Here is a 26914-nt window from a genome sequence, read left to right on the forward strand (position 1 = left end):
GCTACGACCGGGCGCGCTTCGTTCCGCGGATGGCCCAGGTGGCCAGCGCGCCTCCGACGGCGAGCCCGAGCAGCAGGGGCAGGCCGCCGTGCAGGGGCCCCGGTCGGCGCGGAGGCACCTCGGTACGCAGCGCCGCCCGGGCAAACACCGCCATCGGCTCGCCGGTCAGGCGCGGGTACGCCTCGGCGAGGGCCTCGTCGCTCGCCCAGAGCCGGGCAAAGCTCGCCTCGCCGAGGTGCTCGCGCAGCAAGGCCAGGGTGACGGTCGGGAGCGTCGGGCGGCTGACGGTGCCCGCCCGGAGCACGCGGCGCGTGGCGCCGCGGGGCGGGGCGGGCACCTCGACCTGATCCATCGGCCGCGCGCCGAACAGGGTGCGTTCGCAGGCGGCATCGTTGCCGGCCACGCAGGCGACGCTCACCGGCGAGAAAGCCGCCAAGAGCGCCGGCGCGCGTCCGGCGCGCGGCCGGTGGTCAAAGAACTCCGCGCTCGCGGAGTCGGTCCCGGTGCTGCGACCCTGGTCCGTCTCGAGCCACTGCTGCATTCCCGCGCCGGGCATCCCGTACGCGGCGTAGAAGCCGCAGGCGCCGATCACGCGGTCGCCGTCCAGCGGGCGCAACTGGGCTTGGTTGCGCCGAATGGCCACGACCACGATGCAGGGTTCGCCTTCGCGTGGCATCACGACATAGCGCGTGTACGCGCCGAAGAGTCGGTCCACGCGCACCACGTGCACGCGCACCGGGACGCGCGGCGTGCCGAGGGCCGCGCCCACCGCCGCCAGGCGCTCGGCGAAGGCCTGACGCGTCGCGACGGGGACGTCCGGCTCGGCGCTGAGTTCGAAGGCCGCCGCGCTGCGACGCAGGCCGGCGGCGTGCGCGAGGATCTCGGTGCGTTCGATCACGCTGGAGATGCGACGTAGCGAGTCCGACGCCGCGGCGACTTCGCGCTGGGCGGCCGCGATTTGTGGATCACGCTGCATCAGGTCGTAGACGTCGAGTGCCGCGTCGCCGGGAATGAGCGCGGCGAACAGCGCCGCCGCCATCACGGTGCCGGCAAGCGGCAGGAGGAATCGGCGCATCAGCGGGGCCTCCGGCGGGTGGCGGCGAACCCGAAGAGTGCGGACCAGGCCAGCACGCCGAGCACGGTGCCTGGGCGCGCGCGCGCGCGGTGCGCACCGGCGCCGGCGATGTGCGCCTGCCAGCCGGCGACGAACGCCTCGGGACTCTGCCCCAGTGCACGCGCGAGCATCGGGACCGGATTGGCGGCCGAGTCGGTCGAGCTGCTCAGCGCCCGGAAGACCGCGGCTCCATCCCGCTCCACGGCGTAGCGGATCACGCTCTGTCGCAGTGGTCCGGCGATGGCGCCGCGTTCGCTGCCGGTGGAGTCGCCCGGATCGTACCACTGCGACCACGCGGTGGGGTCGAGGATGGCGACGCAGTCGTCCACCACGCCACGCGCGCAGCGCCGCGCGGGGCTCGAGGGATGCGTGACGAGCATCCGGTGTGAGAGATAGTGGGCGTCGAAGTCCGTGCTCGATGAGATGGAGCTGCCGAGCCAACGCTCGGTGGCCGGGTGGCGCGCCACCAGGCGTACGGTGGCGTGGTCGCGCGCGGCCTTCGCGATCGCGGCGCTCGAGAGCGGGAAGGTCAGTGGGGCAGTGAAGCGCCGTTCGTTGCGTTCGCCGAGGGATTCGAGCAACGCGCGTGGCCGGACGAAGCGGACGTCGGGCTGACGCACGGAGAGGCGCCAGCGCCCTCCCGCGAGCAGGTCGGCCGCCTCCACGCCGAAAGCCGCGACGAGTTCAGCCTGCGCGAGTTCGAATCCGCGCCGCAGCAACCGCCGCTCGCCATCCGGCAGCGCGGCGGCATTGAATTGGATCTCGGCGCCGTGCACCACGAGCGACGTGTCGGAGACGGCGCGACCGACGTTGCGCAGCGAATCCAGGCGCTCGCGTGCCTCGCGCCACCGCGCGTTCAACCGATCGCGCTCGGCGTGGAGGGCGGGCAGGTCTCGCTGCGCGGTCGCCTCCTGCGCGGGCAGGGGGAACGCACCCACGCCCAGCGCAACGACGAGCGCGAGCATCAGTCGTTCAGACATCGATCAGCGTCCACGGCTCGACGAAGATCGCCAGCGGCCCCGGCCACTCGAAGAAGAACTTGCCCACCGACTCGGCGACGTTGGGGTAGCCGAGCAGCGCGAGTGAGCCGAGCGTCAGCGAGACGCCGACGAGGAGCGCGAGGAACACCGCCGCCGCCCGCTTGCCGGCCAGATACTGCAGCGCGAATGTCGCGCCGTAGGCAATCAAGCAGGCAAAGAGGAATCGCAGGGCCATCGCGCCCGGATACCCGCGCAGCAGCGGAGGCAGCTCGAGGTTCGCGAGCAGGAGCCACGCGCCGAGGTACAGCGCGATGGCGGGGAGCACCAGGGTGAGCGCGCCGGCGGCGAAGCGCATCGCGACCCAGCGGCTCCACGGGATCGGGAGTGACAGCGGGTACACGTGCCGCGTCTCGTGGTCGATCGTCCACGGCTGGGCGGCGAGGACGAAGGGACCGAACAGCGCGAGGAAGCCGAGCATCGGCCCGAGCGCCTGGAAGCCTTCCATCACGGCGATCTCGCCGCGCTGGAAGATGCCGCTGCCGAGTCGCCAGGCGAGGGCGGGGAAGAGGAAGGCGAGCAGGGCGAAGCCGCCGACGGTCAGTCGCGTCCACCGCCATTGCGTGCGGAAGACCATCGCGAACATCAGCGCATCTCCGTGGTGATGGTGGTACGTGCGCCGCTCAGCAGCTCGACGAAGCTCTCTTCCAGGTCCAGGTCCTCGACTTCGCGTAGCTCCGCGCCGCTGCGCGCGAACCACTCACGCATCTCCGGCTGCCAGCCGCGCACCACCCAGGCCTCGGCGCTGGGGCCGCTGGCGACGCGACCGAGCAAGGCGAAGGGCAGGCTGTCCGTGGCCGCCGGCGCGCGCCCGACGCGCAGGCGCTTGATGCCGCTGCGGAACTCCTGCATCGGCAGCTCGGCGACGAGGCGGCCGCCGTCCATCACGCCGACCCAATCGCAGATGCGCTCCTGCTCGTGCACGAGGTGCGAGGAGATCAGCACCGTGGCCCGCTGCGCCTCGACGAACTCCACCAGCGCGGCCAGCACGTCGCGGCGCACCACGGGGTCGAGGCCGTCGGTAGGTTCATCGAGCACGAGCAGGTCCGGCCGCTGGGCCAGCGCCAGCAGCATCATCAGCTTGCCAGCCTCGCCCTTGGACAGCGCGCTCACCTTCTGCGACTCGCGCAGGTGAAAGCGCTTGCGCAGCCGCTCGGCCTCGGCGTCGTCGAAGCCCGCGAAGAACGCCGCGTGATAGCGGATGCTCTCCTCGATCGTCAGGCGTCCATAGAGGTGCAGGCGCTCCGGCACGTAGCCGATGCGCGCCAGCGCCCGCGGCGCCTGCTCCGGCACCTGATGCCCGAGCACTTCGATCTGCCCGCCGTCCGCCGGCAACATCCCGAGCAACAGGCGGATGGTGCTGGTCTTGCCCGAGCCGTTGGGGCCGAGGAAGCCATAGATGGCGCCGGTGGGCACGCGCATCGAGAGATCACGGATGGCAAAGTCTCGTCCCGCCTTCCAAGCCAGATCGCGAATGCGAATGGCGTCCGTCACTTCTCCTCCGGGAGTTCGCGGTTCACGGCGTTCTGTATGTCGTTGTGGCTGAGGCCGAGGCGAGCGGCCTCGGCGAGCATCTGCTGCACCAGCCGGCGGGCGGCGGCGCCGCGCTCGCGGCTCTTCGTCTCGGTGCCGACTGCGGCGATGAACGTGCCGGCGCCTTGGCGCATCTCGACGATTTGTTCGCGTTCGAGCTCGCGGTACGCCTGTACCACGGTCGCCGGGTTTACGCGGAGCGAGCCGGCCAGCGCACGCACGGAGGGCAGGGCATCACCTTCGGTGAGTTCACCAGAGGCGATCGCCACGCGCACGCGGTCCGCGATCTGGGCATAGATCGGGACGGGGCTGCGGGGGTCGATGCGAGAGAACACTGTCGGTGCGATTTAGTGTATTGGTGTGGCAGTACACTGGTACGCAGTCGACGGGCTGTCAAGGGGGGGCGGTTGCGACAGGGGAGGAGGGAGGGGGGTGACGGCGGGGAGAGGGGACAGGGGAGATGGTTGAGAGAGGGCAGACGGTCGGGAGATGGCCTTCTCTCAAGCTTCTCCCTTCTCCCAGCCATCTCCCTTCTCCCAACCATCTCCCTTCTCCCATCTCCCTGCCGTCACCCGCCTCCCCGTCTCCCGCCTCCCAGCGTCCCCACCCACCGCGACTTACAACCGAACCCGCGCTTCCTTCCGCAACCAATCTCGAAAATCAGGATGCGCTATTCCGATCAGCAGCTCCGCCCGCTCCCGCAGCGACCGACCGTGCAGGTTGACGGCGCCGTACTCGGTAACGACCCAGTGCACGTGGCCGCGGGTGGTGACGACGCCGGCGCCTTCGTCGAGCACCGGCGCGATGCGGGAGACGGTGCCCTTGGCGGCGGTGCTTGGCAGCGCGATGATCGGCTTGCCGCCGGCGGAGCGCGCGGCGCCGCGGATGAAGTCCATCTGGCCGCCGATGCCCGAATAGATGCGCGTGCCGATGGAGTCGGCGCAGACCTGGCCGCTCAAGTCCACCTGCAGCGCCGAGTTGATGGCGACGACCTTCGGGTTCCGTCCGATGCGGCCGGTGTCGTTGGTGTAGTCGCAACCCTCGAACAGGATGCCCGGGTTGTCGTCGACGAAGTCGAAGACCTTGCGCGTGCCCATCACGAATGAGGTGACGATGCGCCCGAGCGCGAAGGCCTTGCGGCTGTTGGTGATCGCACCGGTGGCGAAGAGATCCACCAAGCGGTCGGAGAACATCTCGGTGTGCACACCGAGGTCGCGCAGGTGGCCGAGGCGTGCGAGCACCGCGTCGGGGATCGCGCCGATGCCCATCTGCAGGGTGCTGCCATCCTCCACCAACCCGGCGACGATCTCGCCGATCTTGGCGATCGCCGGCGTCTCGGCCGCGGGTGCGTGCGCCGGCAGGGGGCGGTCGCTCTGCGTGAACGCGTCGAGCCGGCTGACGGGGAGCGCGGTGTCGCCGTGCGTGCGCGGCATCTGCGCGTTGATCTCGGCCAGCACCAGCGGGGCGAAGTCCACCGCGGCGCGGGCGGCGTCCACCGCCGTACCCAGGGAACAGAGGCCGTGCCGGTCCGGCGGCGACAGTTGCACCAGCGCGGCATCCAGTTGGACGATGCCCTTGCGGAACAGTCCGGGGACGTCGGAGAGGAAGATTGGCACGTAGTCCGCGCGGCCGGCGTTCACGGGCTCGCGCTGCGATGGACCCGTGAACAGCGAGACGCCGCGGAAGCGGCCCTGCATCCCCGGGGCCATCCAAGGTGCGGCGCCGTCGGTGTGCAGGTGGTAAAGCGTGACGTTCTCGAGGTCCGTGCGACGGCACAGGGCTTCGAGCAGTGGGTGCGGCGTGGCGGCGGAGCCGTGCACGAAGACGCGCATCCCAGAACGGATGCGAGCGACGACGTCGTCGGCGGTGCCGGCGCGAGCTGCCCAATCGGACGTTGGAGGCATACCCGAAGTGTAACTCCGGTAACGAGTTGCGTCACGCACACTTGATGCCGTGTGCCGGCGGCGGTATGATTCCACCCACGCGGGCGTAGCTCAGTTGGTAGAGCGCCAGCTTCCCAAGCTGGATGTCGTGGGTTCGAACCCCATCGCCCGCTCTGCAGGTCCTGATTGGGTCCCTTTGGCCGGCGGCCGCAGGGACCTTCTCATTTCTCACAGGTGAATGAGCCCGATCGTCGCGGCGGTCCTCGTCGCATTGATCCTCGTCAACGCGCTGTACGTTGCCGCCGAGTTCTCGGCGGTGAGCGTGCGTCGCAGCCGTCTGCAGCAGATGGCCGAAGAAGGGGACCGCCTCGCCGCACGCGTGCTGGCCGTCCTCAACGACGGCAAGGCGCTGGATCGGTATATCGCGGCCTGCCAGGTCGGCATCACGATCTCGAGCCTGGTGCTCGGCGCCTACGCGCAGGCCACGCTGGCCGTGGACCTCGCGCCGCTGTTCGCGCGACTGGGATCGCTGCAGATGGCCGCCGCGCAGAGCGCTGCCGCCGTCACCGTGCTCGTGCTGCTCACCGTGTTGCAGATGGTCTTCGGCGAGTTGGTGCCCAAGAGCCTCGCGCTGCAGTTCCCGACGCGCATCGCGCGGTGGACGGTCCTGCCACTGCTCCTGTCCCTGCGGCTGCTGCGGTATCCCATCTCGTTCCTCAACGGGAGCGGCATCGCCATCCTGCGGCTGCTGCGGATGCCGGCGCACGGGCACGCGCACATCCACTCGCCGACGGAGATCGAGTATCTCATCGCGGAGAGCCGTGCCGGCGGGCAGCTCGACCCGCAGGAATCGCAGCGGCTGCGCGAGGCCCTGCGCCTCGGCCTGCGCACCGTGGGCGAGCTGATGGTCCCGCGCACGCGCGTGGTCGGTGTGGACGCGGCGACGCCCTGGCCCGAGGTCGTCGAGACGCTGCGGCGCTCGCCGTACTCGCGCCTGCCCGTGTATGAAGAGACGCTGGACCACGTCGTCGGCGTGCTGCACGTGCGCGACGTCGTGCGGCCGCTGATGGCCGGCGGCACGCCGCCGACCTCGCTGCAGGCCGTCCTCAACCCGGTGCTCGTGGTCCCAGAGACGATGACCGTGGACCGCCTGCTCGAGCGCTTGCGCAGCGAGCGCAAGGCGATGGCGATCGTCGCCGATGAGTTCGGCGGCACCGCGGGCATCATCACCGTGGGCGACCTGCTCGACGAACTGCTCGGCGAAACCGCCGACGAATTCAAGCCGCGCGAACACGTGCCGCAGCGCCTGCCAGACGGGCGCGTGCGGATCCCGGGGACGCTGCGGCTCGACGAAGCCAGCGCCTGGGTGGGAGCGCACTGGGAGGCGGACGCGTACACCGTGTCCGGCCTGGTGATGGAGCGACTTGGTCGCATTCCGCTCGTCGGCGATGTGCTCGACGTGGACGGCGTGCGGGTGGAAGTGGAGCGATTGCGCGGGCGCGCGGTGGAGTCCCTGCTGATTACGCCGCGGCCGGGGGAGCGTAGCCGTGGCTGACGCCGCCTTCAACTTCACGCCGGCGCTGATCGTGGCGGTGCTGGTGCTGGCCAACGGCTTGTTCGTCGCCGCCGAGTTCGCCATCGTCGGCGCGCCGCGCGCGACGATCGACCGCCTGGCCAACGCCGGCAACCGCGCGGCCAGGCTGGTGCGCCGGATCGTGAGCAGCACCCAAGAGGTGGACCGCTTCATCGCGACGGCGCAGCTCGGCATCACGCTGGCCTCGCTGGGACTCGGGATGTACGGCGAGCACCTGCTCGCCGTGTGGCTGGCCGAACGCTTCGAGGCGCTGGGCGCCGGGCGCTGGGTGGCCGCGCACACCTTGGGCAGCGTCTTCGCCATCGCCTTCCTCACCTACATCCACATCGTCATCGGCGAGATGGTGCCCAAGAGCATCGCGTTGGCCAAGGCGGACCGTGCAGTGCTCTGGATCGCGCCGGTGATGCGCCTCGTCCAGTTCGCGCTCTACCCCTTCGTCGTCGTGCTCAACGGCATCGGGAACGCGGCGCTGCGCGCGTTCGGCGTGCGGCGGCAGGAGGCCAGCGCCGAGTCCGTGCGCACACCCGACGAGCTGGCGTACATCGTGCGCGAGAGCTCGGCCGGCGGCTTGCTCAAGAAGCAGAGCGCCAGCGTGGTGCAGGAACTGCTCGAATTCGGCGACCTGACGGCCGCGCAGGTGATGGTGCCGCGCGTCAGCGTCGTCGGCCTCGACGTGGCGGACGATGCCGTGGCCGTGCACGCCGTGCTCGCCCGCACGCCGCACTCACGCTATCCGGTGATGGACGGCGACCTCGACAACATCACCGGGATGCTGCACGTGAAGGACCTGCTCGCGGGGCTCGCCGACGGTGCGCGCGTGGCCGCCTTGCCCGTGCGGCCGGTGCCCTTCGTGCCCGAGACCGCCAGCGCCGACCAGGTGCTTGCGGCGATGCGCCAGCAGCGCTCGCAGCTTGTGGTGGTGATGGACGAGCACGGCGGGACCGCCGGCATCATCACCCTCGAAGACTTGATCGAGGAGATCGTCGGCGAGCTCACCGAGAACGCGACCGCGCCGGCCGAGCTGCGCGCGCGCGGCGATGGCAGCTTCGTGGTGGCCGGCACGGTGCGCGTCGTGGACGCCGGCGTGGCCCTCGGCGCCGCCGTCGAGCATCCCGACGTGGAATCCGTCAGCGGCCTGGTGCTCGCGCTGCTCGGCCGGCCCCCCAAGGTCGGCGACGTGGTGGAGTTCGAGGAGCTCCGCATCGAGGTGCAGGCGTTGCGCGGGCGCGGGGTGCGCGAGGCGCTGGTGAGCCGGCGCGCCCCGCGCTGATGCCTGTGCTTGGCCGCTGCGGCTAGCCAACGCGCCGCTTGCCCAGGGTCTCCACGGCGTGGAAGAGCTGGTCGAAGGACTCCACGACGAAGAGCACATCCTGCAGCCGGTCGATCGCGAAGTCCTGCGCGATGACGTCGTCCAGCACGAACGGACGCCGCTCGCAGTTCGGACCCAGCGCGTTGGCCGCATCGCCGTGTGAGGAAATGAGCCCGCTGCCGTAGATGCGCACGGCGCCGCGTTCGCGGATGAGGCCGAACTCCACCGTGAACCAGAACAACCGCGCCATCTGCGCCGTCTCCTCCGGCAAACGCGCGCCGGCGGCCAGCGCACCGAAGCGCTGCAGGAAGTCCGCGAAGACCGGGTCCGCGTGCAGCGGGACGTGGCCGAAGACGTCGTGGAAGATGTCCGGCTCCGGGAGGTAGTCGAGCTGGGCGCGCGGCCGCACCGGCAGCGTGGTGGGGAAGCGTCGTTGTGCCAGGCAGCGGAAGAACTGCGCTGCGGGAATGAAGCCACCCACGCCCACCGCGTTCCATCCCGTGCTGGCGTCGAGGCGGCGGTTCACTTCGCGCAAGTCCGGCACGCGATCCGCCTCGAGCCCGATACGGGCCATTCCGTCGAGGAACACGTGGCTGGCCGTGTGCTCCAGCGTGGCCATCCGGCGCTCGAAGAGCAACTGCCAGACGGCGTGCGACTCGGCGTCGTAGGCCTCGTAGCGCTGCGCTTGGAAGGCAGGCAGGTCGGAATCGGCAGGTGCGTCGGTGGCGTGGGCGGTGTGGTCGGCGTGCTGGTGGCCGTGATTGTGCGTGAGCGAAGACACGAGGTGCTCCGGGTTGGGGGACGACAAAAAGCGCCCCGTGGACAATCCACGGGGCGCTGGGGGAACCGAGTGCTGCTGCGACGCTACCTGCGCACGCCTCGAGAACCGCGACCCGTGGGACGGGGCGCGTAGAAATACGAGTTGGTGCGGAGGGAGGCGGACATCGTGTCGGATGCTAGTGGGGTGGAGAGGGCCGCGTCAACCTCGACCGCGACCTCGCTGCCGCAGGCGCTGCCGGATACCTGCAGCCCGGCGCCGATCCCGACGATGGCCAGTGCGAACTCGCAGCGGCTGTCGAGGCTGTCCACCTCGAAGCGCAGGCGGCCCGTGACGCTGCCGAGCAGCCAGGGGTCGGACTCGTTCTCCGTAGGCAGGATCGTCATCTCGTTGCGCAGCGGGGTGTCCGCCGTGAAGCGCCACTCGCGGCCTTCGGCGTGCGGGGTGGCGCAGGCGCGGAAGTCGTCCCGGAAGTCGAAGACGATCGTGCCGTTGGGGGCGCCGAAGTCGATGAGTCCCGTGACGACGTTCACGCCGGCGAGGGGGCAGGGTACGGTGTCGACGAAGAACTCCGGCGGCGTGCCGAGGCCGGCCGGTTGCGTCGGCCCCGGATAGAGCAGGGCCGAGAGGTCGACCGTGGCGATCTGCGAGAGCGCCTCGACCAGTTCGCGCCGCAGCGGCTCCGGCAGCGGGGGCGGTGGGACGGGGGCGGCGGTCGGTGCGGTGCCGTCGCAGGCCGCCGCGGAGATCAGGAGGGCCGCGAGCGCGGTCAGGGAAAGGCGGCGTGGATGGTTGCGGAGTGCGGTCATCGTCGGTCCGAGGCGTGAGTGGTGGATTCCTTCCTCGGATGCGCAACGTGGGCGTCCGGGGCGACAGGCGCCGTGAATGCGGCAGTGGCATCGGGTGTGGGGGTCCGTTAGCTTTCGCGTTCTGTCCGAAGAGCAATCGGACGGGACGTAGCGCAGCCCGGTAGCGCACCTGAATGGGGTTCAGGGGGTCGCGGGTTCGAATCCCGCCGTCCCGATGCACGTGCAAGCGCCCGGCCTCCCTTGGGATGCCGGGCGCTTCACTGCGGCTGAAGGTGCCTTGACAGGTATATACCGACTAACGTATATACAGGTATGCAAGCCGTCTTCGACGTCCTCGCCGAACCCACCCGACGCGCCATTCTCGGGCTCCTCCTCGACTCCGAGCGCTCCGTCGGCGACCTCCAGCGACGCCTCCGCCTCCCGCAGCCGACCGTCTCCAAGCACCTGCGCGTGCTGCGCGAGACGGGCTTCGTTGAAGCCAGCGTCGACGCGCAGCGACGCCTCTACCGCATCCGCCCGGAGCCGCTGCAGGAACTCGATGCCTGGCTCGGCCCCTACCGACGCTTCTGGTCCACGCACATTGACGCGCTCGAACGCCATCTCGCCCGCGTCGCGAAGTCCAAATCCCCCCAACGGACACCACGCAAATGAGCATCCTCCTCTGGATCCTCCAAGCCGCGCTGGCCTTCCTCTACTTGGCCGGCGGCGCCTACAAGACGTTCAAGTCGGCCGACCTGGTCGCGACGATCCCATCGCTGCCGCTGTTCGGCTGGAAGGTCTTCGGCCTCATCGAAGTCGCGGGCGCGCTGCTCCTCATCCTCCCGCCGCTGCTCGGCCGGGGGCAGGCACTGACGCCGGCGGTCGCGGCGGCACTGGCGGTTGAGACGTTGCTGCTCGCGGCGCTCTACGCGCGGCAGTCGCTAAGCTTCTCGGCGGAGAACCCGCTGGTCTGGGCATTGGCGATGGGCCTGATCGCCGCGCTGCTGGCGTACGGACGCTACGCGCAGGGAGCGGCCGCGTGAGCGCGCGCGACCGCTACGCGCCGGGCCCGGAAGACCACGCGCACATCGAGAAGGACGGCGCGCGCTGGGTGCTGGTCCTGCGCCGCGACCTGCTGCATCCGCCGGAACTGGTGTGGGATGCGATAACCGACCCGGCGCAGTTGCGCGAATGGGCGCCGTTCGACGCCGACCGCAACCTCGGCAGCGCCGGCGCACCGGTGCGACTGACGACTGTCGGCGCGCCGATGCTGCACGTGACGGAGACGACGATCGAGCGCGCCGAGCCTCCGACGCTCTTGGTCTATGACTGGGGCGGCGAGCAGATGCGTTGGGAGTTGGAGGCGACAGCCGAGGGCACGCGGCTCACGCTGTGGACGAGCATCGACCGGCAGTATATCGCGATGGGTGCGGCGGGCTGGCACCTCTGCCTCGATGTGCTGGCTCACTCACTCGCCGGGGAGCCGATGGGCCGCATCGTGGGGATGGAGGCGTTGAGCTTCGAACCGTGGCAAACGCTGCACCAGCGGTATCGCGAGCGATTCGGCGTGGAAATGAGCTAGCCGGAAGGGATTCCCGCTCGGGCGCGGCGGCGTATCTTCCCACTCGTGTCCGACCCCATCCCGCTCACACCAGAATTCGCCGAGCCCTCCGGCAAGCCGGAGAAGCTCGAGAAGGCCCTGCGCAAGCTCGAGGCGGAGCGCGGCCTGCTCGACCCGGCCGACCGCTACAAGGCACTCGTCAACGCGATGAAGTACGCCCAGGACCTCATAGAACTGGGCGACCGCAAGGCGCGCTTCGCGTTGGTGGTGATGAGCGTGATGAACGCGGTGCTGGTGCTGCTGGTGGCGCGGGGCGGCACGGGCATCGTGCCGCCGTCGGGCCCGTGGGCGCTGGCGGTGGCGGCCGAGCTCGCGGTGTACGTGGTGCTCACGGTGTTCTACCTGACGCAGGCGATCTCGGCGCTGCGCCCGCGCGCGGCGGCCCCGCCGCCCGTGCAGGAGTTGCCATCGTCGGTGCGGCCAGGCGAATCGATGCGGGTGCTCTTCCACGCCGACGTGGCCGCGCGCGACAAAGCCGCCTACCAGGAGATCTGGGGCGCCCTGCGGATGGACAACCTCAACACCGAGCTGACGGACCAACTGCACACGGTGTCGTGGATCACGCAGCGCAAGTACGAGGCGCTGGACCGCCTCTACGGCGGCCTCAGCAAGATGACGCTGCTGCTCGGCCTGCTCTTGGCGACGCTGGGCCTCTACCACCTGCTCTACTAGGATGCGGCGCTTTGCCGTGCTGGGCGCGCTCTCGGGCGCGCTGGCGGTGGGCGCCGGCGCGTTCGGTGCGCACGCGCTGCGGGCGAGCTTGGAACCGCGCCTGCTCGAGGTCTTCGATACGGCGGCCCGCTACTGTTCTCCGGCTCGCTGTACGCGATGGCGCTTACCGGCCTGCGCGCGCTCGGCGCGATCACGCCGCTGGGTGGCGTGGCGTTCATCGCCGGGTGGCTGCTGCTGGCGCTGGCTGGGAGCCGCCTCGAGCGCTGACTCCAAGGCGGGCTTGACCTGCGGAATGCCACCTAATATACTACTGACTAGTTATGAAGTAGTACAGCGACCTCCCTTTCCTCAAGACCGATGCCTGCCTTTCGTGACAAGCCCGTCGACATTGCCATTGACGTCCGCTCCAAGCTCGAGTTCTGGATGGGTCACCTCGAGGGCGCGGTGAACATCCCGGTGGACCGCTTGCCCGAGGGCTTGGCCGGTCACCAGCTGACCCCCCAGAGCCGGATCCTGGTGTACTGCGCCAGCGGGATGCGCTCGGCCCAGGCGGCGACCATCCTCAAGCAGGCCGGCTACACCCGCGTGGTGGACGGCGGGGGCATCGGCGAGGCCAGCCAGAGCTACCAGGCCGCCTAGCTCCATTGCCGAGCGGCGCGGGCTGGCGTTGTTTTATAGGATGCTCTGCGCCGTCTGCAACAAGGAAAGCAAGAACCAACGGGTCTGCCCCTACTGCTTCACTCCGTATCCGGCGGAGGGGCCGTCGGCCAAGCGTCCGACGCGCGCCTCGCCGGTTGCGAACAGCGGCTCGGCGGCCGGCGCCGCAGGACCATCGCTGATCGACGGACTGCGCGAGAAGGCCGAGGAGGCGCGCGCCTGGTTCCTTCGGCAGACCCCGACGGTGCGCTACACCTCGGCGGCCATCCTCGCGGTGCTGCTGCTGATGTGGCTGACGCGATCGGAGCCGCAGTTCGAGGCCGGCGTGGTGCAGTCAGAGATCATCGCCACACCACTGGAGCGCGACGAAGCGTTGGCGACGATCCGCTCCACGCGCGAGACGGCGTTGGTGGACATCCAGCAGGATGAGGTCTTCGTGACCTACTCCGCCGCGACCTTCCCGGTGCGGGAAGAGGGTCAGTTGGCACTGGTGCAGCTCTTCACGCGCGCCGACGAAATCGTCGAGGGCCGTAAGCGCCGCATCTATTTCTATAATCCCAACGGCAAGATGTTCGCGCAGGCCGATGGGGTGCGAGGGGTGGTGTTGGTGAGATGAGAGACGTGAGACGTGAGACGTGAGCGTTCGCTCATCTCTCAAGTCTCCCGTCTCAAGTCTCCCGTCTCATTGGTACTGCACATACATCACCTTGGGCCGCAGCGTCAGGATCTCCGCGATGGTCGTGCGCGGGTTGTCGTTGCGCTCCTTGTAGAACTGCTTCCATCCCACGAACTGCACGGGTTCGGTGCGGATGTAGGAGTTGAACGTGCTCCGCTTGAGCGTGGGCGTGCCGAAGCCGTCCATATGCATCACGATCTGCACGTGCGGGTCGAGGCGGATGTTCTGCGCGTTGGTGACGCCGCGGCGGGTGAAGCGGTGCACGACGAGGATCTTGGGCGGGATGTTGGCCTCGCGCGCGAGCTCGGAAAGGAAGCGCACGGCGTAGTTGATGTCCTCGGCGTCGAAGGTGCCGATGCGACGCCCCGGGATGCCGCCGTCCTTCATCGAGAACTCGGGGTCGATGCCGAGGTGGAAGTTGGGGCGGCGGAGGAAGGGCGCTAGGCGTGGCAGCTCTTCCTGCAACGTGGAGAGGCCGACCTGCAGGTCGAGGAAGACCAGCGCATTGCGCGTGGCAGCCCACTGTGCGACGCGCTCGACCAGGGTGTCGGCCATCCGGCCGCGATGCTTGCCGTCCGGGCCGGGGTGCTCGCGCGCCACGACGGCGATCAAGTGCAGCGCGGGCACGACCGGCGTCTCGGGATCGGCGGCGCGCCAGGCGGCGACCTCGGCGTCGAGCATCGCGAGCATCTGGTCGGGCGGGTACTCGCCCATCACGCCCATGCGGCGGGAGAGCGGGTTGCCGTAGTAGGCGATGATGCGGTTGTGCGGGAGGATCGCGCCGGGCCGTGGTGTGCCGCCGGGAATGGGCTCGGCGCCGCTGGCGGGCGTCGCGGCGGCTGGACGCGAGGCCTGCTGGGCGGCGGCGACGCTGAACGCGGCGGCGCTGAAAGTTGCCGCGCCGAAGACGGCGGCAAGGGCGGCGACGAGAACGGGGGGGCGCATAGTGGCGTGCAAGATAACCGGCGGCGCGAGGGGCCTACGGGATGACGACCATCCGGCGGTCGGCGCGGATGCTGTACTGCCCGGCGACGGTGACTTCGAGCTGCACCAGGTACTCACCGCGCCGGAGCGTGGAGATGTCAAGCTCGAGCGCGCGGGCCGAGCGGCTGCTGCCGCGGGCGGAGACATCGGTGACGGTGATGCTGACGGGCGCGGATTCCCGGGCCAGCCGCAGGGCGCGGGCGGCGCGGCGCACGGCGCCGGCTTCCTCACTGTCGGTGACCACGGTGAGCGAGATGGTCATCTGCTCGCCGTCGGGATTGGTGCCGTAGGCCTCCCAGAACACACCCAGCTTCTGCGAGCTCCGCACGACCTGGGTGGGCAGCGCGTGCGGGAGGGCTTCCTCGATGCTCGTGGGGAAGTCGCCGTAGGGCTCGTAGAACAACAGGTCCGAGAGTGAGACGCGCGTCCCGGTGGCCAGCGGTGGGCGGATGCCGTAGCGCGCGCGGACGAGCGTGGAGGAGTCGGGCGCGGCGATCTCGGCGCTCATCAGCAGCGGCCCCCAGGGCGCGCGGACGATCAGCGTGCCGCGCGCGGGCGCGGCGCGGCGGATGGTCTGGTTCTGCTGCGGATCGCCGGTAGGCGTGGCAATCAATGCGGCCTCGAGCGTGGTGCCGCGCAGGCGTTCGACCTTGGTGACGTCGTAGGCGAGTACCACGAGGGCAGTGTCGCCGCGGCGGAAGAGGCCCTTCTGGTGCTCCAGCATATAGAGGTGCTTGGCGTACGGCGGCTGGTAGCGCGCGACCACCGGCGGCAACTGCACGGCCCAGTCGGTGGAGTCCGACGTGACGGGCGACGTGAGGACGTAGTACGGCGGGATGTAGCGGTAGGCAGGCGAGGGATCGTGGCCGATGATGTTGACTTGCCGCGGTCCGCCGGCGCCCATCGGGACGTCGGGTCCGCGCGACCAGTGCCGCGACCAGCCGAAGCGCAGCAGCAGTTCCCGCTCGTCCTCGTCGAAGCCGAACATATACGCGCTCGGCGCGGCCCGGAGGAACTCGCCGTAGGTGGTGCGGGCGAAGTGCTCTGACCGCGAATCATTGCCATCGAGTCCGTAGCGCGCCCGCGAGAGCCACCAGGTGCGCCGCTCGAAGGCCTCGCGCTGCGGCGAGCCACAGGCGTTGCGCGAGTACTGGCGGCGCGTGTCGTCGTCGAGGTACAGCGCGATGTCCGTCCAGAGGCAGCGCATCGGCGCGGACATCTGCGCGAGGGTGCTGTCCCAGGCCACCTCGGCCTTGGCGTAGCGCCCGAGTTGGTGCAGCGCGAATCCTTCGAGGGCGTGGCACCACCAGCCGTAGGAGCGGCACTCCCGCGCCGCGGTGAGCGCCTCCTCGTTGCGGCCGGCTTCGTCGAGGTAGCGGATGCGCTGACCCACGAGCCACTCGTCGGAGGGCAGGGAGCGCGCGAGGGAGTCGAGCTGGCGGATGAGCTCGGTGCGCATCCTGGTGACCGCCGGCAGTTCGGGCGCAGGCGGGGGACTCTCCTCGTCGTACCAATAGCAGAACCGCCCGACGCGCTCCTGACATTCGCGGGCCATCCGGCCGCGGTGGGCCGGCAGGTTGGCGCGCCGGAAGCTCTCGAAGCGGGCCTGTGCCCGCTGGCCGACGACACGCGGATCGTCGAACACGGCGGTCGTGGAATCAGTCGGTTCGGACTGTGCCGCCACCAGGCGTGGCAGCATCGCGCAGAGCGCGGCCAGCAGCAGGGCGGCGCCGAGAGCCGTCGGAGCGAGGGAGCGCGCGGCGCGGGCGGAGGGAATCACAGGGGAATGATACCCCGAAGCCCGCGCCACGTTGTAGCTTACGCACCTATGCCTGCCATCGTCTTTGAGGCCCTGCACGAGGGGGTGCAGCCGCCGCGCCGAGCCACCACCGCCAGCGCCGGGCACGATCTCGCCGCTTGCCTGCTGGGCGAAGGGGTGCCGGTCTTCGTGGACGGGGTTCGCGAGACCCGCGCCGCCCAAGCCGGACCGGATGGCCCGAGCGTCACCCTCGCGCCCGGGGAGAAGGCCTTGATTCCGTTGGGGTTCCGCGCGCAGCTCCCTGTGGGGTATGAAGCGCAGGTGCGGCCCCGCTCGGGGACGTCGCTCAAGACGGACCTGGTCATCGTCAACAGTCCGGGCACGATCGATGCCGATTTCCCGGACGAGTGGATGGTGCCGGTGAAGAACGGGGGCACACGCCCCCTGCGCATCACCCACGGCGAGCGCATCGCGCAGATGGTGCTCGCCCGCTACGAGACACTGGAGTTCGAGTCCGGGGCCGTCGCGCGCAGCACGGAGCGCGCCGGGGGCTTCGGGTCCACCGGGCGCTGAGCGCCCCCGAATCCTCGCGTATGCCCCGATTCCGAATCCGCTCGCTTCTCTCGCTGGCCTTGGTGTTCGTCGCCACGGCGCTGGCGCTTCCGCTCGCCGCGCAGGAACCGGCGCCGGTGCGCGTCGAGTCCTTCACGCTCACCAACGGACTTCGTGTCCACGTCGTCGAGGACCGCTCGGCACAGGTGGTGGCCGTGAACCTCTGGTACGACGTCGGTTCGCGCGACGAGCGTCCGGGGCGCACCGGCTTCGCGCACCTGTTTGAGCATATGATGTTCCAAGGCTCCGCCAACGTGGGGAAGATGGAGCACGGCCAGTTGGTGGAGCGCGCCGGCGGCGCGTATAACGGATCGACGCAACCGGACCGCACCAACTACTACCAGGTGCTGCCGTCCAACCGGCTCAACCTCGCGATGTGGCTCGAAGCCGACCGGATGCGTTCGTTGGCGATCACCGAGGAGAACCTCGAGAACCAGCGGCAGGCGGTGAAGGAGGAGCGCCGCCTGCGCGTGGACAACCAACCGTACTTCGGTGCCTTGGTGGACTCGCTGCCGTTGCTCTTTGATGCGGAGCGCTGCTTTGCCTACGCGCACTCGATCATCGGCTCGATGCCCGACCTCGACGCCGCCAGCGTCGAGGACGTCAGTGAGTTCTTCCGCACGCACTACGCCCCCAACAACGCCACGCTGGTTGTGGTCGGCGATGCCAATGTGCCGCAGGTGATGCGGCTGGCGCAACAGTACTTCGGCAACATCCCGGCCGGGCCGCAGCGTCCGGCGGTGACCTGCGAGGCGGTGGGGGGCAGCGGCGAGCCACGGGTGCGCCGCGTGCTTGATGCCAATGCCACCTTGCCGGCAGTCATCGTCGCGGTGCCGGGCGTGCCGCCCGCGCACGCAGACTATCCGGCCCTCTCGCTGCTCTCGACGGTCCTCGGCACGGGCGAGAGCAGCCGGCTCAACCGCACGCTGGTGCGCGAGTCGCAGACCGCGGTCGCCGCGCAGGCCCTGCACGATCCGTTCGGGCCGATGCGCGGCGCGGGCGTGTTCGCGGCGCTGGCCATCGCCAACGCCGGGGTGGACGCAGAGGCAATGCGCGCCGAACTCGCTGGGCAGCTCTTCGATCTGGCCGATGCGGTGACGGCTGAGGAACTGGCGAAGGCCAAGAGCATCTGGCGCGCGACGACGATCTTCGGGCGCCAGCGCGCCGAGGCGCTCTCGGAGGCAGTGCACTACGCCGCGATGTATCTCGGAGGCCCCGAAGCCGTGAATACCGAAGCCTCACGCTACGCGAACGTCACGTTGGCGGACCTGCGCCGAGTGGCCCGTACCTATCTGCGACCGGAGCGTTCGCTGACGCTGGTCATCGCCCCGGAGGACCGCTGATGCGCCCGATCGTGAAGGTGGCCCTCGCGGCCGCAGTGCTCCCGACGCTCGCGATGGCGCAGGAGCGCCAGCGGCCGCCGGCGCCGCTCCCGCTGGCCGAGGCGCAGTTCCCGGCCTTCGTGGAGTTCGAGTTGGAGAACGGGCTGCGCGTGGTGTTAGTGCCGAGCGAGAAGCAGCCGGTGCTCTCGATGCAGTTGTCGGTCCTGGCCGGCACGGTGTTCGATCCGCCGACCAAGAGCGGGCTCGCCGATCTCGTGTCGGGACTGATGACGAAGGGTGCCGGCTCGCGCAGCGCCGATGAGATCGCCGAGACCATCGAGCGCGTGGGCGGATCGCTCTCGGCGGCGGCCGGACCGGACTTCCTCAGCGTGTCGGCGTCGGTCCTGACGACCGACCGCGAGCTGGCCTTCGAGCTGGTGGCGGACGCCCTGCTGCGCCCGACGTTCCCGGCGGACGAGCTGGACCTGCTGCGTACGCAGACGCTCTCGGCCTTGGCGCTGGCGCGCTCGCAGCCTGACGCCATCGCCGGCCGGATGTTCGCCAAGCACATCTACGGCGATCACCCGTATGGCCGTCGCGCCGACGAAACCAGCGTGCGCGGCATCACGCGTGCGGACCTAATCGAGTTCCATCGCCTGCGCGTGCGGCCGGCGCAGGGCTTGTTGGTGCTGGCCGGCGCCATCGACAGCACCGAGGCGCACCGGCTCGCGCAGCGCGCGTTCGGCAGTTGGGCGGGGCGCGGTGCGTTGATGCCGCCGTCGCGGCCGGCGCCGCAGCGCCAGCGCACGGAGATCGTGCTGGTGCACCGGCCGGGTTCGGTGCAGTCGAACATTATGGTTGGCAACACGACCTGGCAGCCGACCGATACGCGCAGCCACGCCTTGGCGATGGCCAATCAGGTGCTCGGCGGGGCCAGCGACGCGCGGCTCTTTACGATCCTGCGCGAGGAGAAGGGCTGGACCTACGGTGCCTACAGCGATGTGAACCGTGTGCGTGGCCTCGGCACGTTTATGGCCACGGCCGAAGTGCGCACCGAGGTGACCGACTCGGCGCTGGTCGAGTTGCTGCGGCAGGTGTACCGGATGGGCGCCGAGCCGGTGCCGGCGGACGAGTTCGAGCGACAGCAGCAGACGCTCACCGGGCGATTCCCGCTTACGGTGGAGACGGCGCAGCAAGTGGCGGCGCAGGTGGCGACGTCGCGGCTGCTCGGGCTCCCCAACGATTATGTGCAGACGTATCGGCAGCGGATCGCGGCGCTGACGCCGGAGCAGGTGCAGGCGGCGGCACGAGGCGGGATGCGTGCCGAGGCGGCGCTGGTGGTGGTCGTCGGTGACGGCGCGGCGCTGAAGTCTAAGCTCGAGGCGATCGCGCCGGTGACGATGGTAGACGTGGACGGCGCCCCGATCGCGGTCGAGGAGACGGTGGTGCGGGCGGTGCCGCTGGCCTTCGACCCCAGTGCACTGCGCGCCACCAGCGACTCGTTCACGGTGATGGTGCAGGGGCAGAACTTCGGCTACCAGAGCTTCACGCTGGAGCCGACGGCCGACGGCTGGCGCTTCTTCGAGAAGTCGGTGCTCGGGCCGATCATCCAGCAGGAGACGACGGTCGAGTTCACGCGCGAGATGGAGATGCGCTCGACGACGCAGTCCGGCCGCTTTCAGGGCGAGGAGATGAACCTGCTCGTGCGCTACGGCGGCGGCCGGGCGACAGGGAGCGGGCGCGCGCCGGGGCAGCAGGGAATGCAGGAGGTCTCGTACCGCGATGCGACCGTGCCCGACGGCGCGGTGGATGACAATCTGCTCGTGGCGCTGCTGCCGTTCTTCGCCTGGCGCGACGGCGCGACGGTGGAGGTGAACGTGTTCCTGTCGGGGCGCGGCACGGTGGAGCGGCGCACGCTGCGCGTGGATGGGCAGGAAGTGGTGACGGTGCCGGCGGGAACGTTTGGCGCGTACCGGGTGCAGCTGGTGGGTGGGGATGCGGCGGGGACGTATTGGATCGAGGTCGCACAGCCGCATCGGGTGTTGAAGTTCGGGCCGGCGGGGGTGCCTCTCGAGATCGTTCGAGTGCGGTGAGTGCGGTGAGTGCGGAGGGTGCGAGATGGGAGATGGGGAGGTGGGTGACGGCGGGGAGATGGGAGAGGGGAGACGGTTGGGAGAGGGGAAATGGTTGGGAGAAGAGAGAAGGGGGATGGAGCCGGTTGGCTCCATCCCCCTTCCTTCCTTCCTTCCTTCCTTCCTTCCTTCCTTCCTTCCTTCCTTCCTTCCTTCCTTCCTTCCTTCCTTCCTTCCTTCCTTCCTTCCGGCTGCTTCGACCTGTTACGGGTTCAGCAACCGATCAATCTGCCAGCGCGCGTCCTGCAGGTGTGCGCGGGTGGCGGCGTCGCCGGCCTTGGAGAGTGCCGAGGCAAGGGCGGCGTCGAGGGTACGGAGTTCCATCCGCAGCATCGCCTTCACGTCCGTGGACGGGCGGGCCGGGGCGGTGTAGCTCTGCCCGGTCTGCGCGCTGGACGAGATGCGCGGCGTGGTGGAGGGGTTCGCGTTCAACTTGCCCGCGACCGTCTCCAGATAGATGCGCTGCAGACCACGACGGTACGGATCCACCCGCACCGAGGCGGCGCCCAGCTCGCTCCACAGGCCCGTCCGCAGGTCGGCGAGGAACTCCGAGAGCGGATACGGACGCACCGTGCCCGGGATGGCCTCGTACTCCACGAGCCGGGCGAGGCGGTTGTCATCCATCATATAGTTCAGGATGGACCGCTGCGTGCTGTTGATGCGGGCCACCGAGCCTTCCGGCTCGAGTCGACGCAGGATCTGCGGGTCCAGCAGCCAGGTCGGCGTCTGGAACACGTTCGCGTGCACGAACTGCACCGCCGCACGCTGCCGCTCGCGCGGGATCGGCGTGAAGCGCGCGCCCGGCTGCGAGCCGTACTTCTCCTGGCCGTCCGACGAGCCGACGATGGCGGCGACGTGCCGCATCTCGTTCGTGTACTGCCCGAGGATGCGGTTGTAGCCTTCCTTCGTGTACGAGACGTCTTCCGTGGTCTGCGTGGTCGCCGGCAGGAGCATCGGGATGAGTCGCTTCAGATTGCGCAGGCCCAGCTCGCTGCTCTTGAGGGCATCCTGGTCACCGACGGCTTCCGAGTACGCGGTGTACGGGATCGCGCCGAAGTCATCGGGCACGCCGTAGCGGAACCACGGCACCGTGTCCTGCTGGCGCGCGAGCGCGTCGAGCATCGGACGCTCGTCATCCGGCCCGGTGGTGCCTGGGAACACCGAGTAGCCCCACTTCACCGAGAAGTGGTCGTAGGGCCCCACCTTCGGGATCAGCGTATGCAGCGGGAGGTTGTCTTCCGGCTGCGCCACGTAGTTGAAGCGGGCATAGTCCATAATCGTCGGGGCGTGGCCCATCCGCTCCACCCAGCTGCGCGAGCGCACGGAGTCGGCGGGGTACATCGCCGAGGCGATCTGGTTGTGCGGCAGGCCCAGCGTGTGGCCCACTTCGTGGGCGACGACGAATTGCACGAGGCGCCCCTGCAGCGAATCGGGCAGCGGCAGGCGGGCGGCGCGCGGATCGAGCGGGCCGACCTGCGTCCAGTACCACCAGGTCTGCAGGTTCATAATGTTGTGGAACATCATCACGTCGGCTTCGATGATCTCGCCCGAACGCGGGTCGACGACGCTGGGGCCGACGGCGTTCTCGGTGGTCGAGGCCAGCCAGCGCACCACGGAGTAGCGCGCGTCATCCGGCGACCAGTCGGGATCCTGCTCCTTGCTCGGGGCGTCGGCGGCGATGATGGCGCGGCGGAAGCCCGCAGCCTCGAAGGCCGGCTGCCATTCCTCGATGCCCGCCTTCACGAAGGGCACGAGCCAGGTTGGCGTCGCCGGGTCCACATAGTAGACGATCGGCTTCACCGGCTCGGAGATGGCGGCATTGGGGTCCTTCTTCTCCAGACGCCAGCGCGAGATGTACGCGCGGGACTGCGCGCGCTGCTCGGGGCGGGAGAAATCCACGCGGGTGCTGTGGAAGTACCCGACGCGCGAGTCACGCAGGCGCGGGCGCATCGGCGTTTCCGGCAGCTTCACCATCGACCAATGCACGACGAAGGACTTCGTGGTCGTCGGCGTGCCCGGCGGCGGCTGCGTCGGCGGCAGGCCAGGCAGGAACGACTGCGCCGTGGGCTGCGCGTTGATCGTCAGCACGGCCTCGACCTCGACGTTCGTCGGGAAGGACGCCACGGTCTCGATGAACGAGCGTGCCGCATCCACCGTGCCGCGGGTCTGGCGCACGATGCTGATCTCGTTCGGCGGCGCGGTGTAGAGGCGCGACACGTCGATGACGGCGGCCGAGTCGGCACCGTAGGCTTCGACGTTGAACGAGGCGAGGATCGCGGGATAGTTCGAGCGATCGACCGCCTCGGCAATGGGGTCGTTCGGATCCGCCACGATCGCGAAGCTCATCCGGCGCAGCAGCACGCGGTGGCCGCGGCGCTCCCAGCGGATGACTTCCCGCGAGATCTCGTCGCCGCCGAGCCCGTCAGTGCGGGTGTTGTAGGCCACGCGCGTCACGAGCAGCAGATCCTTGTTGAACTCGCTCGCCGGAATCTCGAAGTACAGCCGGCTGGCGCCGATCATATGGGTCTTGAAGAGCCCGTCACGGGTCTTCACGTCGCCACGAATGACCTGCGCGTACGGACGCGGCTGCGGGTCTTGGCCCTGCGCGGCGCCTTGCGCGCCCTGGGCATTGCCCTGGCCGCCGGTGCCGGTGCCGCCTTGCTGAACGGCCGGTGCGCCGGCGGGACGCGCCGGGCTGGGGCTGGGGGCCGGGGTGCTGGCGCCAGCTGACGTGCACGACGCCAGGACGAGGGCCAGACCGGCGGAGACAATGAACGGTCGTGTGGGTCGCATTCGACTCAGGGTGTGGGTGACGGCGGGGGAGGGAGAACCAGAGGAATCTGCCTGCGGGACAGCCGCGAGGCTACGGTGCGCGACGCACTGGCGTTGAGGCGGCGCGGATGGCGCCGTCGCCGAAGCGCGAGCGCACTTGGTCCATTGCCTTGGCCAAGGCGCGGTCCTCGGCACGCTCGACGGTGCCGGTCGGGCCAGCGAACAGGCCCAACTGCTCGGCGTCGCGGGCAGGGCCGAGTCCGCCCAATGCGACGCCCACCAGTCGCGCCGGATGGCGTCGCGCGGTGCGGAGCTTGGTCAAGAGCTGCACGGCGACGTCACCGATTGCGCGGTCGCTCTCCAGCGGCTCGGCAGTGCTGCGACTCGCCAACCGCGTGGTGAAGTCGGCGTCGCGGAGCTTGACCGTGACGCTGCGCGCGGCCAAGCGCTCGTCGCGCAGCTCGGCGGCCGCCTTGGCCACAAGGGCGCGGAGGTGCGCCGCAAGTTGCACGTTGTCGGAGACATCGCGGGCGAAGGTGCTCTCGCGCGAGATCTGCTTGGCCGCGCCGCGCGCTTCCACCGGCGCGGTGTGGATGCCGCGCACGCGGGCCCAGAGCCATTCGGCCGGACGGCGCCCGAGCCAACGCGCGAGCGTCGCGCGGTCGTGCGGGAGCACGTCGGTCACGCGCTCCAAGCCGAGTCCCTTGAGCTTGACCTGCAGCTTGGGCCCGACGCCTGGAATCTCGGCCAGGGCGAGGCCCTTGAGGAAGTCCTGCTCGGCGCCTGCGGGCACCACGTACACGCCGGTAGCGGTGGTGCCCGGTCGCGGCTTTGCCCGCTCGGCGGCCAGCTTGGCGACGAGCTTGGAGCTGCCGCCGCCGAGCGAGATCCACATTCCCGTCTCGCGGTGGACGTCGTTGCGAATGCGCGCGGCGGTCTGCTCGAGCGTCTCGTGGCCGTGCAGGGCCTCGGTACCGGTGAGGTCGAGGTACCACTCGTCGATGCTGGCGCCTTCGACGACGGGCGTGAATCGGCCGAGCACGGCCGCAATCGCCTTGGACGCAGCGCTGCAGGCGCCGCGAGGCACGGGCACGCACATCGCATCGGGGCAGAGGCGCAGGGCCTGCGCGATGGGCATCGCGCTGCGCACGCCATAGGCGCGGGTCTCATACGATGCCGAGCAGACGACGCCGCGTCCGCCGGGCCGGCCACCGACGATGAGCAGTGGGGCGCGCCCGGCGCCGTCGGGATCCGCCATCCGCGCCACCGCGACGAAGAACGCGTCGGCGTCGGCGTGGAGAATGCGGCGGGCGGTCATCACCAAAGCATAGAGCGTGCGGGGCCGCGTCGCTACATTCCCCCCACGATGACCGCCCTTGACAGCCGTCCCTTGTGGACTCCGCGTCCCGAGGCCGCCGAGACCTCGCAGATGGCGCAGTTCTTCGCGCAGGTCGCCCGACGGATTCCCGGCGCGCCCGGTGCCAGGGACGAGTACGCGCGCTGGCACGAGTGGAGCGTGCGCGAGCCGGCGGCGTTCTGGTCGGCCTTCTGGCGCTGGGCGAGCGTCGCGGCCGGACGCGATGACGGACGCGGCGATGCGCAGACCCCGTGGCGCGAGGTGCTGGTGAACGGGGATCGGATGCAGCCACCCTCCGCGCCGGATGGCCCGCGCTGGTTCACGGATGCTCGGCTCTCATACACGGGGCATCTGCTCCAGCGCCGCGACGAGACCCCGGCCATCATTGCGCGCGATGAGCGCGGGCGCCGCGTCGAGCTGTCCTGGAAGGCGCTCAACGGCGAGGTCGCGCGCGTGGCCGAGGGGCTGCGCGCAGCCGGAGTGCGGCCGGGCGATCGCGCGGCTGGCTTCCTGCCCAACGTGCCGGCGGCGGTGATCGCGGCGTTGGCGTCGAACGCCGTGGGCGCGGTGTGGTCGTCCTGTTCGCCCGACTTCGGTGCACAGGGCGTGCTCGACCGCTTCGGCCAGATCGAACCGGTCGTGCTGTTCGTCGCCGACGGCTACACGTATGCAGGCAAGGGGCAGGATTGCCTGGACCGCGCGGAGCGCATCGTCGCGGCGATCCCGAGCATCCGCCAAGTGGTGGTGCTGCCGTTCCTGCACGACGAGGTCTCGGACGCCTCGCTGGCCCGCGTGCAGCCCCGCAGCGGTGCGGCTACGCGCTTCGCCGACTTCGGTCTCCGCAACTGGCGCAGCGAGGGTGGCGACAACGCCCTCGATGGCGGCGGCATTGCCGGGCCGACGCCAGAGGTCCCGCGGCTGGAGGCGCTGCCCTTCGATCATCCGCTGTTCGTGATGTACTCCTCGGGGACTACCGGGCTGCCCAAGTGTATGGTGCACGGGCAGGGCGGCACGCTGCTGCAGCACCTGAAGGAGCACCGCCTGCACTGTGACCTGCGGCCGGGCGACCGGATGTTCTACTTCACCACCTGTGGGTGGATGATGTGGAACTGGCTGCTGAGCGCGCTGGCCAGCGAGGTGACGATCGTGCTCTACGACGGAGCCCCGATGCCGAAGGGCCACGACGACGCCTGCTGGGACCTCGTGGCCGAGGAGCGCGTCACGCACTTCGGCACCAGCGCGAAGTTCCTCGCGCTCTCCGAGAAGGCGGGCCACCGGCCGGGGCGTTCGCACGACCTCTCGGCCCTGCGAATGATCCTCAGCACGGGAAGCCCGCTGGCCGAGCACTCGTATGACTTCGTGTACCGTGAGGTGCATCCGCAGGTGCATCTGGCGAGCATCAGTGGCGGCACCGATCTCATCTCGTGCTTCGCGCTGGGCAATCCGTTGTTGCCGGTCTGGCGAGGCGAGCTGCAGTGCTTCGGGCTGGGGATGGCGGTGGACGTCTGGGGTGACGACGGCAAGCCGCTGCGAGGTGCGGCGGGGGAACTGGTGTGCACGCGACCGTTTCCGAGTATGCCGGTGGCGTTTTGGAACGATCCGGACGGCGCCAAGTATCGCGGGGCGTACTTCGAGCACTTCCCTGGCGTCTGGCGCCACGGCGATTGGGCGGAGATCACGCCACACGGCGGCCTCGTGATCCACGGCCGCAGCGACGCGACGTTGAACCCCGGCGGCGTGCGCATCGGCACCGCGGAGATCTACCGCGAGGTGGAACAGCTCCCCGAGGTGGTCGAGAGCGTGGTGATCGGACAGGAGATCGTGACCGATGGCGACAAGGACGTGCGCATCGTGCTGTTCGTGCGGTTGCGCGACGGTCTCGCGCTGGACGGCGCGCTGCGCGAACGGATTCGGCAGGCGATCCGAGCGCGGACGAGCCCGCATCACGTGCCGAAGGTCATCGTGCAGGTGACCGACATTCCGCGGACGATCAGCAACAAGATCAGCGAGATCGCGGTGCGGGAAGTGGTGCACGGGCGGCCGGTGAAGAACACGGAGGCGTTGGCGAATCCGGGGGCGCTGTCGCTGTACCGCGATTTGGCCGAGTTGAGGGCCGGGACGGATGACGGATGACGGATGCTTCCGTCATCCGTCGTCCGTCATCCGACGCTATATTGAAGTGGATTCGACAGCCGAGGCCAAGATGTTCATCGCGACCTGGAATTCGTGCTCCGCGTGGGGGCGCTGGTGGACCAGCGCACGCACGGGTGCGCGCGGGGCCTGACCGCGACGGATAACGGAGGACGGATGCCTG

The 26914-nt window shown here is 69.8% G+C and carries 24 protein-coding genes, 2 tRNA genes and 1 pseudogene; 15 read left to right on the forward strand and 12 right to left on the reverse strand.

What is annotated here, in order from left to right; translation table 11 throughout:
- Position 1: 1 nt before the first annotated feature.
- The 6 genes from KF689_04385 to KF689_04410 form a co-directional block, all read right to left on the reverse strand.
- Positions 2-1075, reverse strand: coding sequence for a hypothetical protein (locus KF689_04385; protein ID MBX3132609.1), 1074 nt, complete (start codon positions 1073-1075; stop codon positions 2-4).
- Positions 1075-2094, reverse strand: a complete 1020-nt coding sequence (locus tag KF689_04390) for a hypothetical protein (GenBank protein ID MBX3132610.1) — start codon at positions 2092-2094, stop codon at positions 1075-1077. Before KF689_04390 ends, KF689_04385 begins: the two co-directional genes overlap by 1 nt.
- Positions 2087-2737, reverse strand: a complete 651-nt coding sequence (locus tag KF689_04395) for a hypothetical protein (GenBank protein MBX3132611.1) — start codon at positions 2735-2737, stop codon at positions 2087-2089. The genes KF689_04390 and KF689_04395 overlap by 8 nt, the downstream gene beginning before the upstream one ends.
- Complete coding sequence (locus KF689_04400; GenBank protein ID MBX3132612.1) at positions 2737-3645, reverse strand: ABC transporter ATP-binding protein; 909 nt, start codon at positions 3643-3645, stop codon at positions 2737-2739. Before KF689_04400 ends, KF689_04395 begins: the two co-directional genes overlap by 1 nt.
- Complete coding sequence (locus tag KF689_04405; GenBank protein MBX3132613.1) at positions 3642-4019, reverse strand: GntR family transcriptional regulator; 378 nt, start codon at positions 4017-4019, stop codon at positions 3642-3644. Before KF689_04405 ends, KF689_04400 begins: the two co-directional genes overlap by 4 nt.
- 282 nt (positions 4020-4301) lie before the next feature.
- A complete protein-coding gene (locus KF689_04410; GenBank protein ID MBX3132614.1) occupies positions 4302-5588 on the reverse strand; it encodes an acetyl-CoA hydrolase/transferase family protein in 1287 nt (428 codons plus the stop codon).
- Positions 5589-5667: 79 nt separating this feature from the next.
- On the opposite strand from KF689_04410, the gene KF689_04415 reads away from it, so the two are divergent.
- The 3 genes from KF689_04415 to KF689_04425 all read left to right on the forward strand — a co-directional run bounded on the left by KF689_04415 (position 5668) and on the right by KF689_04425 (position 8431).
- A tRNA-Gly gene (locus tag KF689_04415) sits at positions 5668-5740 on the forward strand.
- A 65-nt stretch (positions 5741-5805) separates the two neighbouring features.
- Complete coding sequence (locus KF689_04420; protein MBX3132615.1) at positions 5806-7122, forward strand: HlyC/CorC family transporter; 1317 nt, start codon at positions 5806-5808, stop codon at positions 7120-7122.
- Entirely contained in the window at positions 7115-8431 is a 1317-nt protein-coding gene (locus tag KF689_04425; protein MBX3132616.1) for an HlyC/CorC family transporter, read from the forward strand. The genes KF689_04420 and KF689_04425 overlap by 8 nt, the downstream gene beginning before the upstream one ends.
- A gap of 22 nt (positions 8432-8453) precedes the next feature.
- Here the strand turns inward: KF689_04425 and KF689_04430 are convergent, their stop codons facing one another.
- Complete coding sequence (locus KF689_04430; GenBank protein MBX3132617.1) at positions 8454-9251, reverse strand: phenylalanine 4-monooxygenase; 798 nt, start codon at positions 9249-9251, stop codon at positions 8454-8456.
- Between the two features lie 83 nt (positions 9252-9334).
- Complete coding sequence (locus tag KF689_04435) at positions 9335-10057, reverse strand: hypothetical protein (GenBank protein MBX3132618.1); 723 nt, start codon at positions 10055-10057, stop codon at positions 9335-9337.
- A 141-nt stretch (positions 10058-10198) separates the two neighbouring features.
- Between KF689_04435 and KF689_04440 the strand changes: the two genes are divergently transcribed.
- From KF689_04440 to KF689_04475, 8 genes and pseudogenes are all read left to right on the forward strand, one after another.
- Positions 10199-10272: transfer RNA gene (locus tag KF689_04440), tRNA-Pro, on the forward strand.
- A 97-nt stretch (positions 10273-10369) separates the two neighbouring features.
- A complete protein-coding gene (locus KF689_04445) occupies positions 10370-10708 on the forward strand; it encodes a winged helix-turn-helix transcriptional regulator (GenBank protein MBX3132619.1) in 339 nt (112 codons plus the stop codon).
- Positions 10705-11079, forward strand: a complete 375-nt coding sequence (locus KF689_04450; protein ID MBX3132620.1) for a hypothetical protein — start codon at positions 10705-10707, stop codon at positions 11077-11079. Before KF689_04445 ends, KF689_04450 begins: the two co-directional genes overlap by 4 nt.
- Entirely contained in the window at positions 11076-11618 is a 543-nt protein-coding gene (locus tag KF689_04455) for an SRPBCC domain-containing protein (protein MBX3132621.1), read from the forward strand. Before KF689_04450 ends, KF689_04455 begins: the two co-directional genes overlap by 4 nt.
- A gap of 45 nt (positions 11619-11663) precedes the next feature.
- Entirely contained in the window at positions 11664-12329 is a 666-nt protein-coding gene (locus tag KF689_04460; protein ID MBX3132622.1) for a hypothetical protein, read from the forward strand.
- 1 nt (position 12330) lies between these two features.
- Positions 12331-12596 (forward strand): annotated as a pseudogene (locus tag KF689_04465) (DUF423 domain-containing protein).
- Positions 12597-12686: 90 nt separating this feature from the next.
- Positions 12687-12968, forward strand: a complete 282-nt coding sequence (locus KF689_04470; protein MBX3132623.1) for a rhodanese-like domain-containing protein — start codon at positions 12687-12689, stop codon at positions 12966-12968.
- Positions 12969-13008: 40 nt separating this feature from the next.
- Positions 13009-13602, forward strand: a complete 594-nt coding sequence (locus KF689_04475) for a hypothetical protein (GenBank protein ID MBX3132624.1) — start codon at positions 13009-13011, stop codon at positions 13600-13602.
- Between the two features lie 66 nt (positions 13603-13668).
- Here KF689_04475 and KF689_04480 read toward each other — a convergent pair whose 3' ends face one another.
- On the reverse strand, positions 13669-14607 hold the full coding sequence (locus tag KF689_04480) for a hypothetical protein (GenBank protein MBX3132625.1): 939 nt from the start codon (positions 14605-14607) through the stop codon (positions 13669-13671).
- A 34-nt stretch (positions 14608-14641) separates the two neighbouring features.
- A complete protein-coding gene (locus KF689_04485) occupies positions 14642-16426 on the reverse strand; it encodes a hypothetical protein (protein MBX3132626.1) in 1785 nt (594 codons plus the stop codon).
- A 48-nt stretch (positions 16427-16474) separates the two neighbouring features.
- On the opposite strand from KF689_04485, the gene dut reads away from it, so the two are divergent.
- The 3 genes from dut to KF689_04500 are packed head-to-tail and all read left to right on the forward strand — an operon-like array spanning position 16475 to position 20432.
- Positions 16475-16978, forward strand: coding sequence for a dUTP diphosphatase (dut, locus tag KF689_04490; protein MBX3132627.1), 504 nt, complete (start codon positions 16475-16477; stop codon positions 16976-16978).
- Positions 16979-16998: 20 nt separating this feature from the next.
- Positions 16999-18360 carry an insulinase family protein gene (locus tag KF689_04495; protein MBX3132628.1) on the forward strand — a complete coding sequence of 454 codons (1362 nt, stop codon included), beginning with the start codon at positions 16999-17001 and terminating at the stop codon, positions 18358-18360.
- Complete coding sequence (locus tag KF689_04500) at positions 18360-20432, forward strand: insulinase family protein (GenBank protein ID MBX3132629.1); 2073 nt, start codon at positions 18360-18362, stop codon at positions 20430-20432. The genes KF689_04495 and KF689_04500 overlap by 1 nt, the downstream gene beginning before the upstream one ends.
- Before the next feature lie 243 nt (positions 20433-20675).
- On the opposite strand, the gene KF689_04505 is transcribed toward KF689_04500, so the two are convergent.
- Positions 20676-23264, reverse strand: a complete 2589-nt coding sequence (locus tag KF689_04505) for a zinc-dependent metalloprotease (GenBank protein MBX3132630.1) — start codon at positions 23262-23264, stop codon at positions 20676-20678.
- A gap of 70 nt (positions 23265-23334) precedes the next feature.
- Entirely contained in the window at positions 23335-24561 is a 1227-nt protein-coding gene (locus KF689_04510; protein ID MBX3132631.1) for a DNA polymerase IV, read from the reverse strand.
- Positions 24562-24609: 48 nt separating this feature from the next.
- On the opposite strand from KF689_04510, the gene KF689_04515 reads away from it, so the two are divergent.
- Positions 24610-26733 (forward strand): acetoacetate--CoA ligase, encoded by a 2124-nt coding sequence (locus KF689_04515; protein ID MBX3132632.1) that lies wholly within the window; start codon positions 24610-24612, stop codon positions 26731-26733.
- Positions 26734-26914: the final 181 nt, after the last annotated feature.

The organism is Gemmatimonadaceae bacterium, assembly GCA_019637355.1.
Taxonomy (GTDB): Bacteria; Gemmatimonadota; Gemmatimonadetes; order Gemmatimonadales; family Gemmatimonadaceae; genus Pseudogemmatithrix.

Bases quoted from the DNA above. Each gene is read 5' to 3' on its own strand.
- KF689_04515 (MBX3132632.1), top strand. From the start codon at position 24,610: ATGACCGCCCTTGACAGCCGTCCCTTGTGGACTCCGCGTCCCGAGGCC.
- KF689_04390 (MBX3132610.1), bottom strand. From the start codon at position 2,094: ATGTCTGAACGACTGATGCTCGCGCTCGTCGTTGCGCTGGGCGTGGGT.
- KF689_04470 (MBX3132623.1), top strand. From the start codon at position 12,687: ATGCCTGCCTTTCGTGACAAGCCCGTCGACATTGCCATTGACGTCCGC.
- KF689_04420 (MBX3132615.1), top strand. From the start codon at position 5,806: ATGAGCCCGATCGTCGCGGCGGTCCTCGTCGCATTGATCCTCGTCAAC.
- KF689_04395 (MBX3132611.1), bottom strand. From the start codon at position 2,737: ATGTTCGCGATGGTCTTCCGCACGCAATGGCGGTGGACGCGACTGACC.
- KF689_04445 (MBX3132619.1), top strand. From the start codon at position 10,370: ATGCAAGCCGTCTTCGACGTCCTCGCCGAACCCACCCGACGCGCCATT.
- KF689_04510 (MBX3132631.1), bottom strand. From the start codon at position 24,561: ATGACCGCCCGCCGCATTCTCCACGCCGACGCCGACGCGTTCTTCGTC.
- KF689_04500 (MBX3132629.1), top strand. From the start codon at position 18,360: ATGCGCCCGATCGTGAAGGTGGCCCTCGCGGCCGCAGTGCTCCCGACG.
- KF689_04450 (MBX3132620.1), top strand. From the start codon at position 10,705: ATGAGCATCCTCCTCTGGATCCTCCAAGCCGCGCTGGCCTTCCTCTAC.
- KF689_04480 (MBX3132625.1), bottom strand. From the start codon at position 14,607: ATGCGCCCCCCCGTTCTCGTCGCCGCCCTTGCCGCCGTCTTCGGCGCG.
- KF689_04410 (MBX3132614.1), bottom strand. From the start codon at position 5,588: ATGCCTCCAACGTCCGATTGGGCAGCTCGCGCCGGCACCGCCGACGAC.
- KF689_04475 (MBX3132624.1), top strand. From the start codon at position 13,009: ATGCTCTGCGCCGTCTGCAACAAGGAAAGCAAGAACCAACGGGTCTGC.
- KF689_04505 (MBX3132630.1), bottom strand. From the start codon at position 23,264: ATGCGACCCACACGACCGTTCATTGTCTCCGCCGGTCTGGCCCTCGTC.
- KF689_04495 (MBX3132628.1), top strand. From the start codon at position 16,999: ATGCCCCGATTCCGAATCCGCTCGCTTCTCTCGCTGGCCTTGGTGTTC.
- dut (MBX3132627.1), top strand. From the start codon at position 16,475: ATGCCTGCCATCGTCTTTGAGGCCCTGCACGAGGGGGTGCAGCCGCCG.
- KF689_04385 (MBX3132609.1), bottom strand. From the start codon at position 1,075: ATGCGCCGATTCCTCCTGCCGCTTGCCGGCACCGTGATGGCGGCGGCG.
- KF689_04435 (MBX3132618.1), bottom strand. From the start codon at position 10,057: ATGACCGCACTCCGCAACCATCCACGCCGCCTTTCCCTGACCGCGCTC.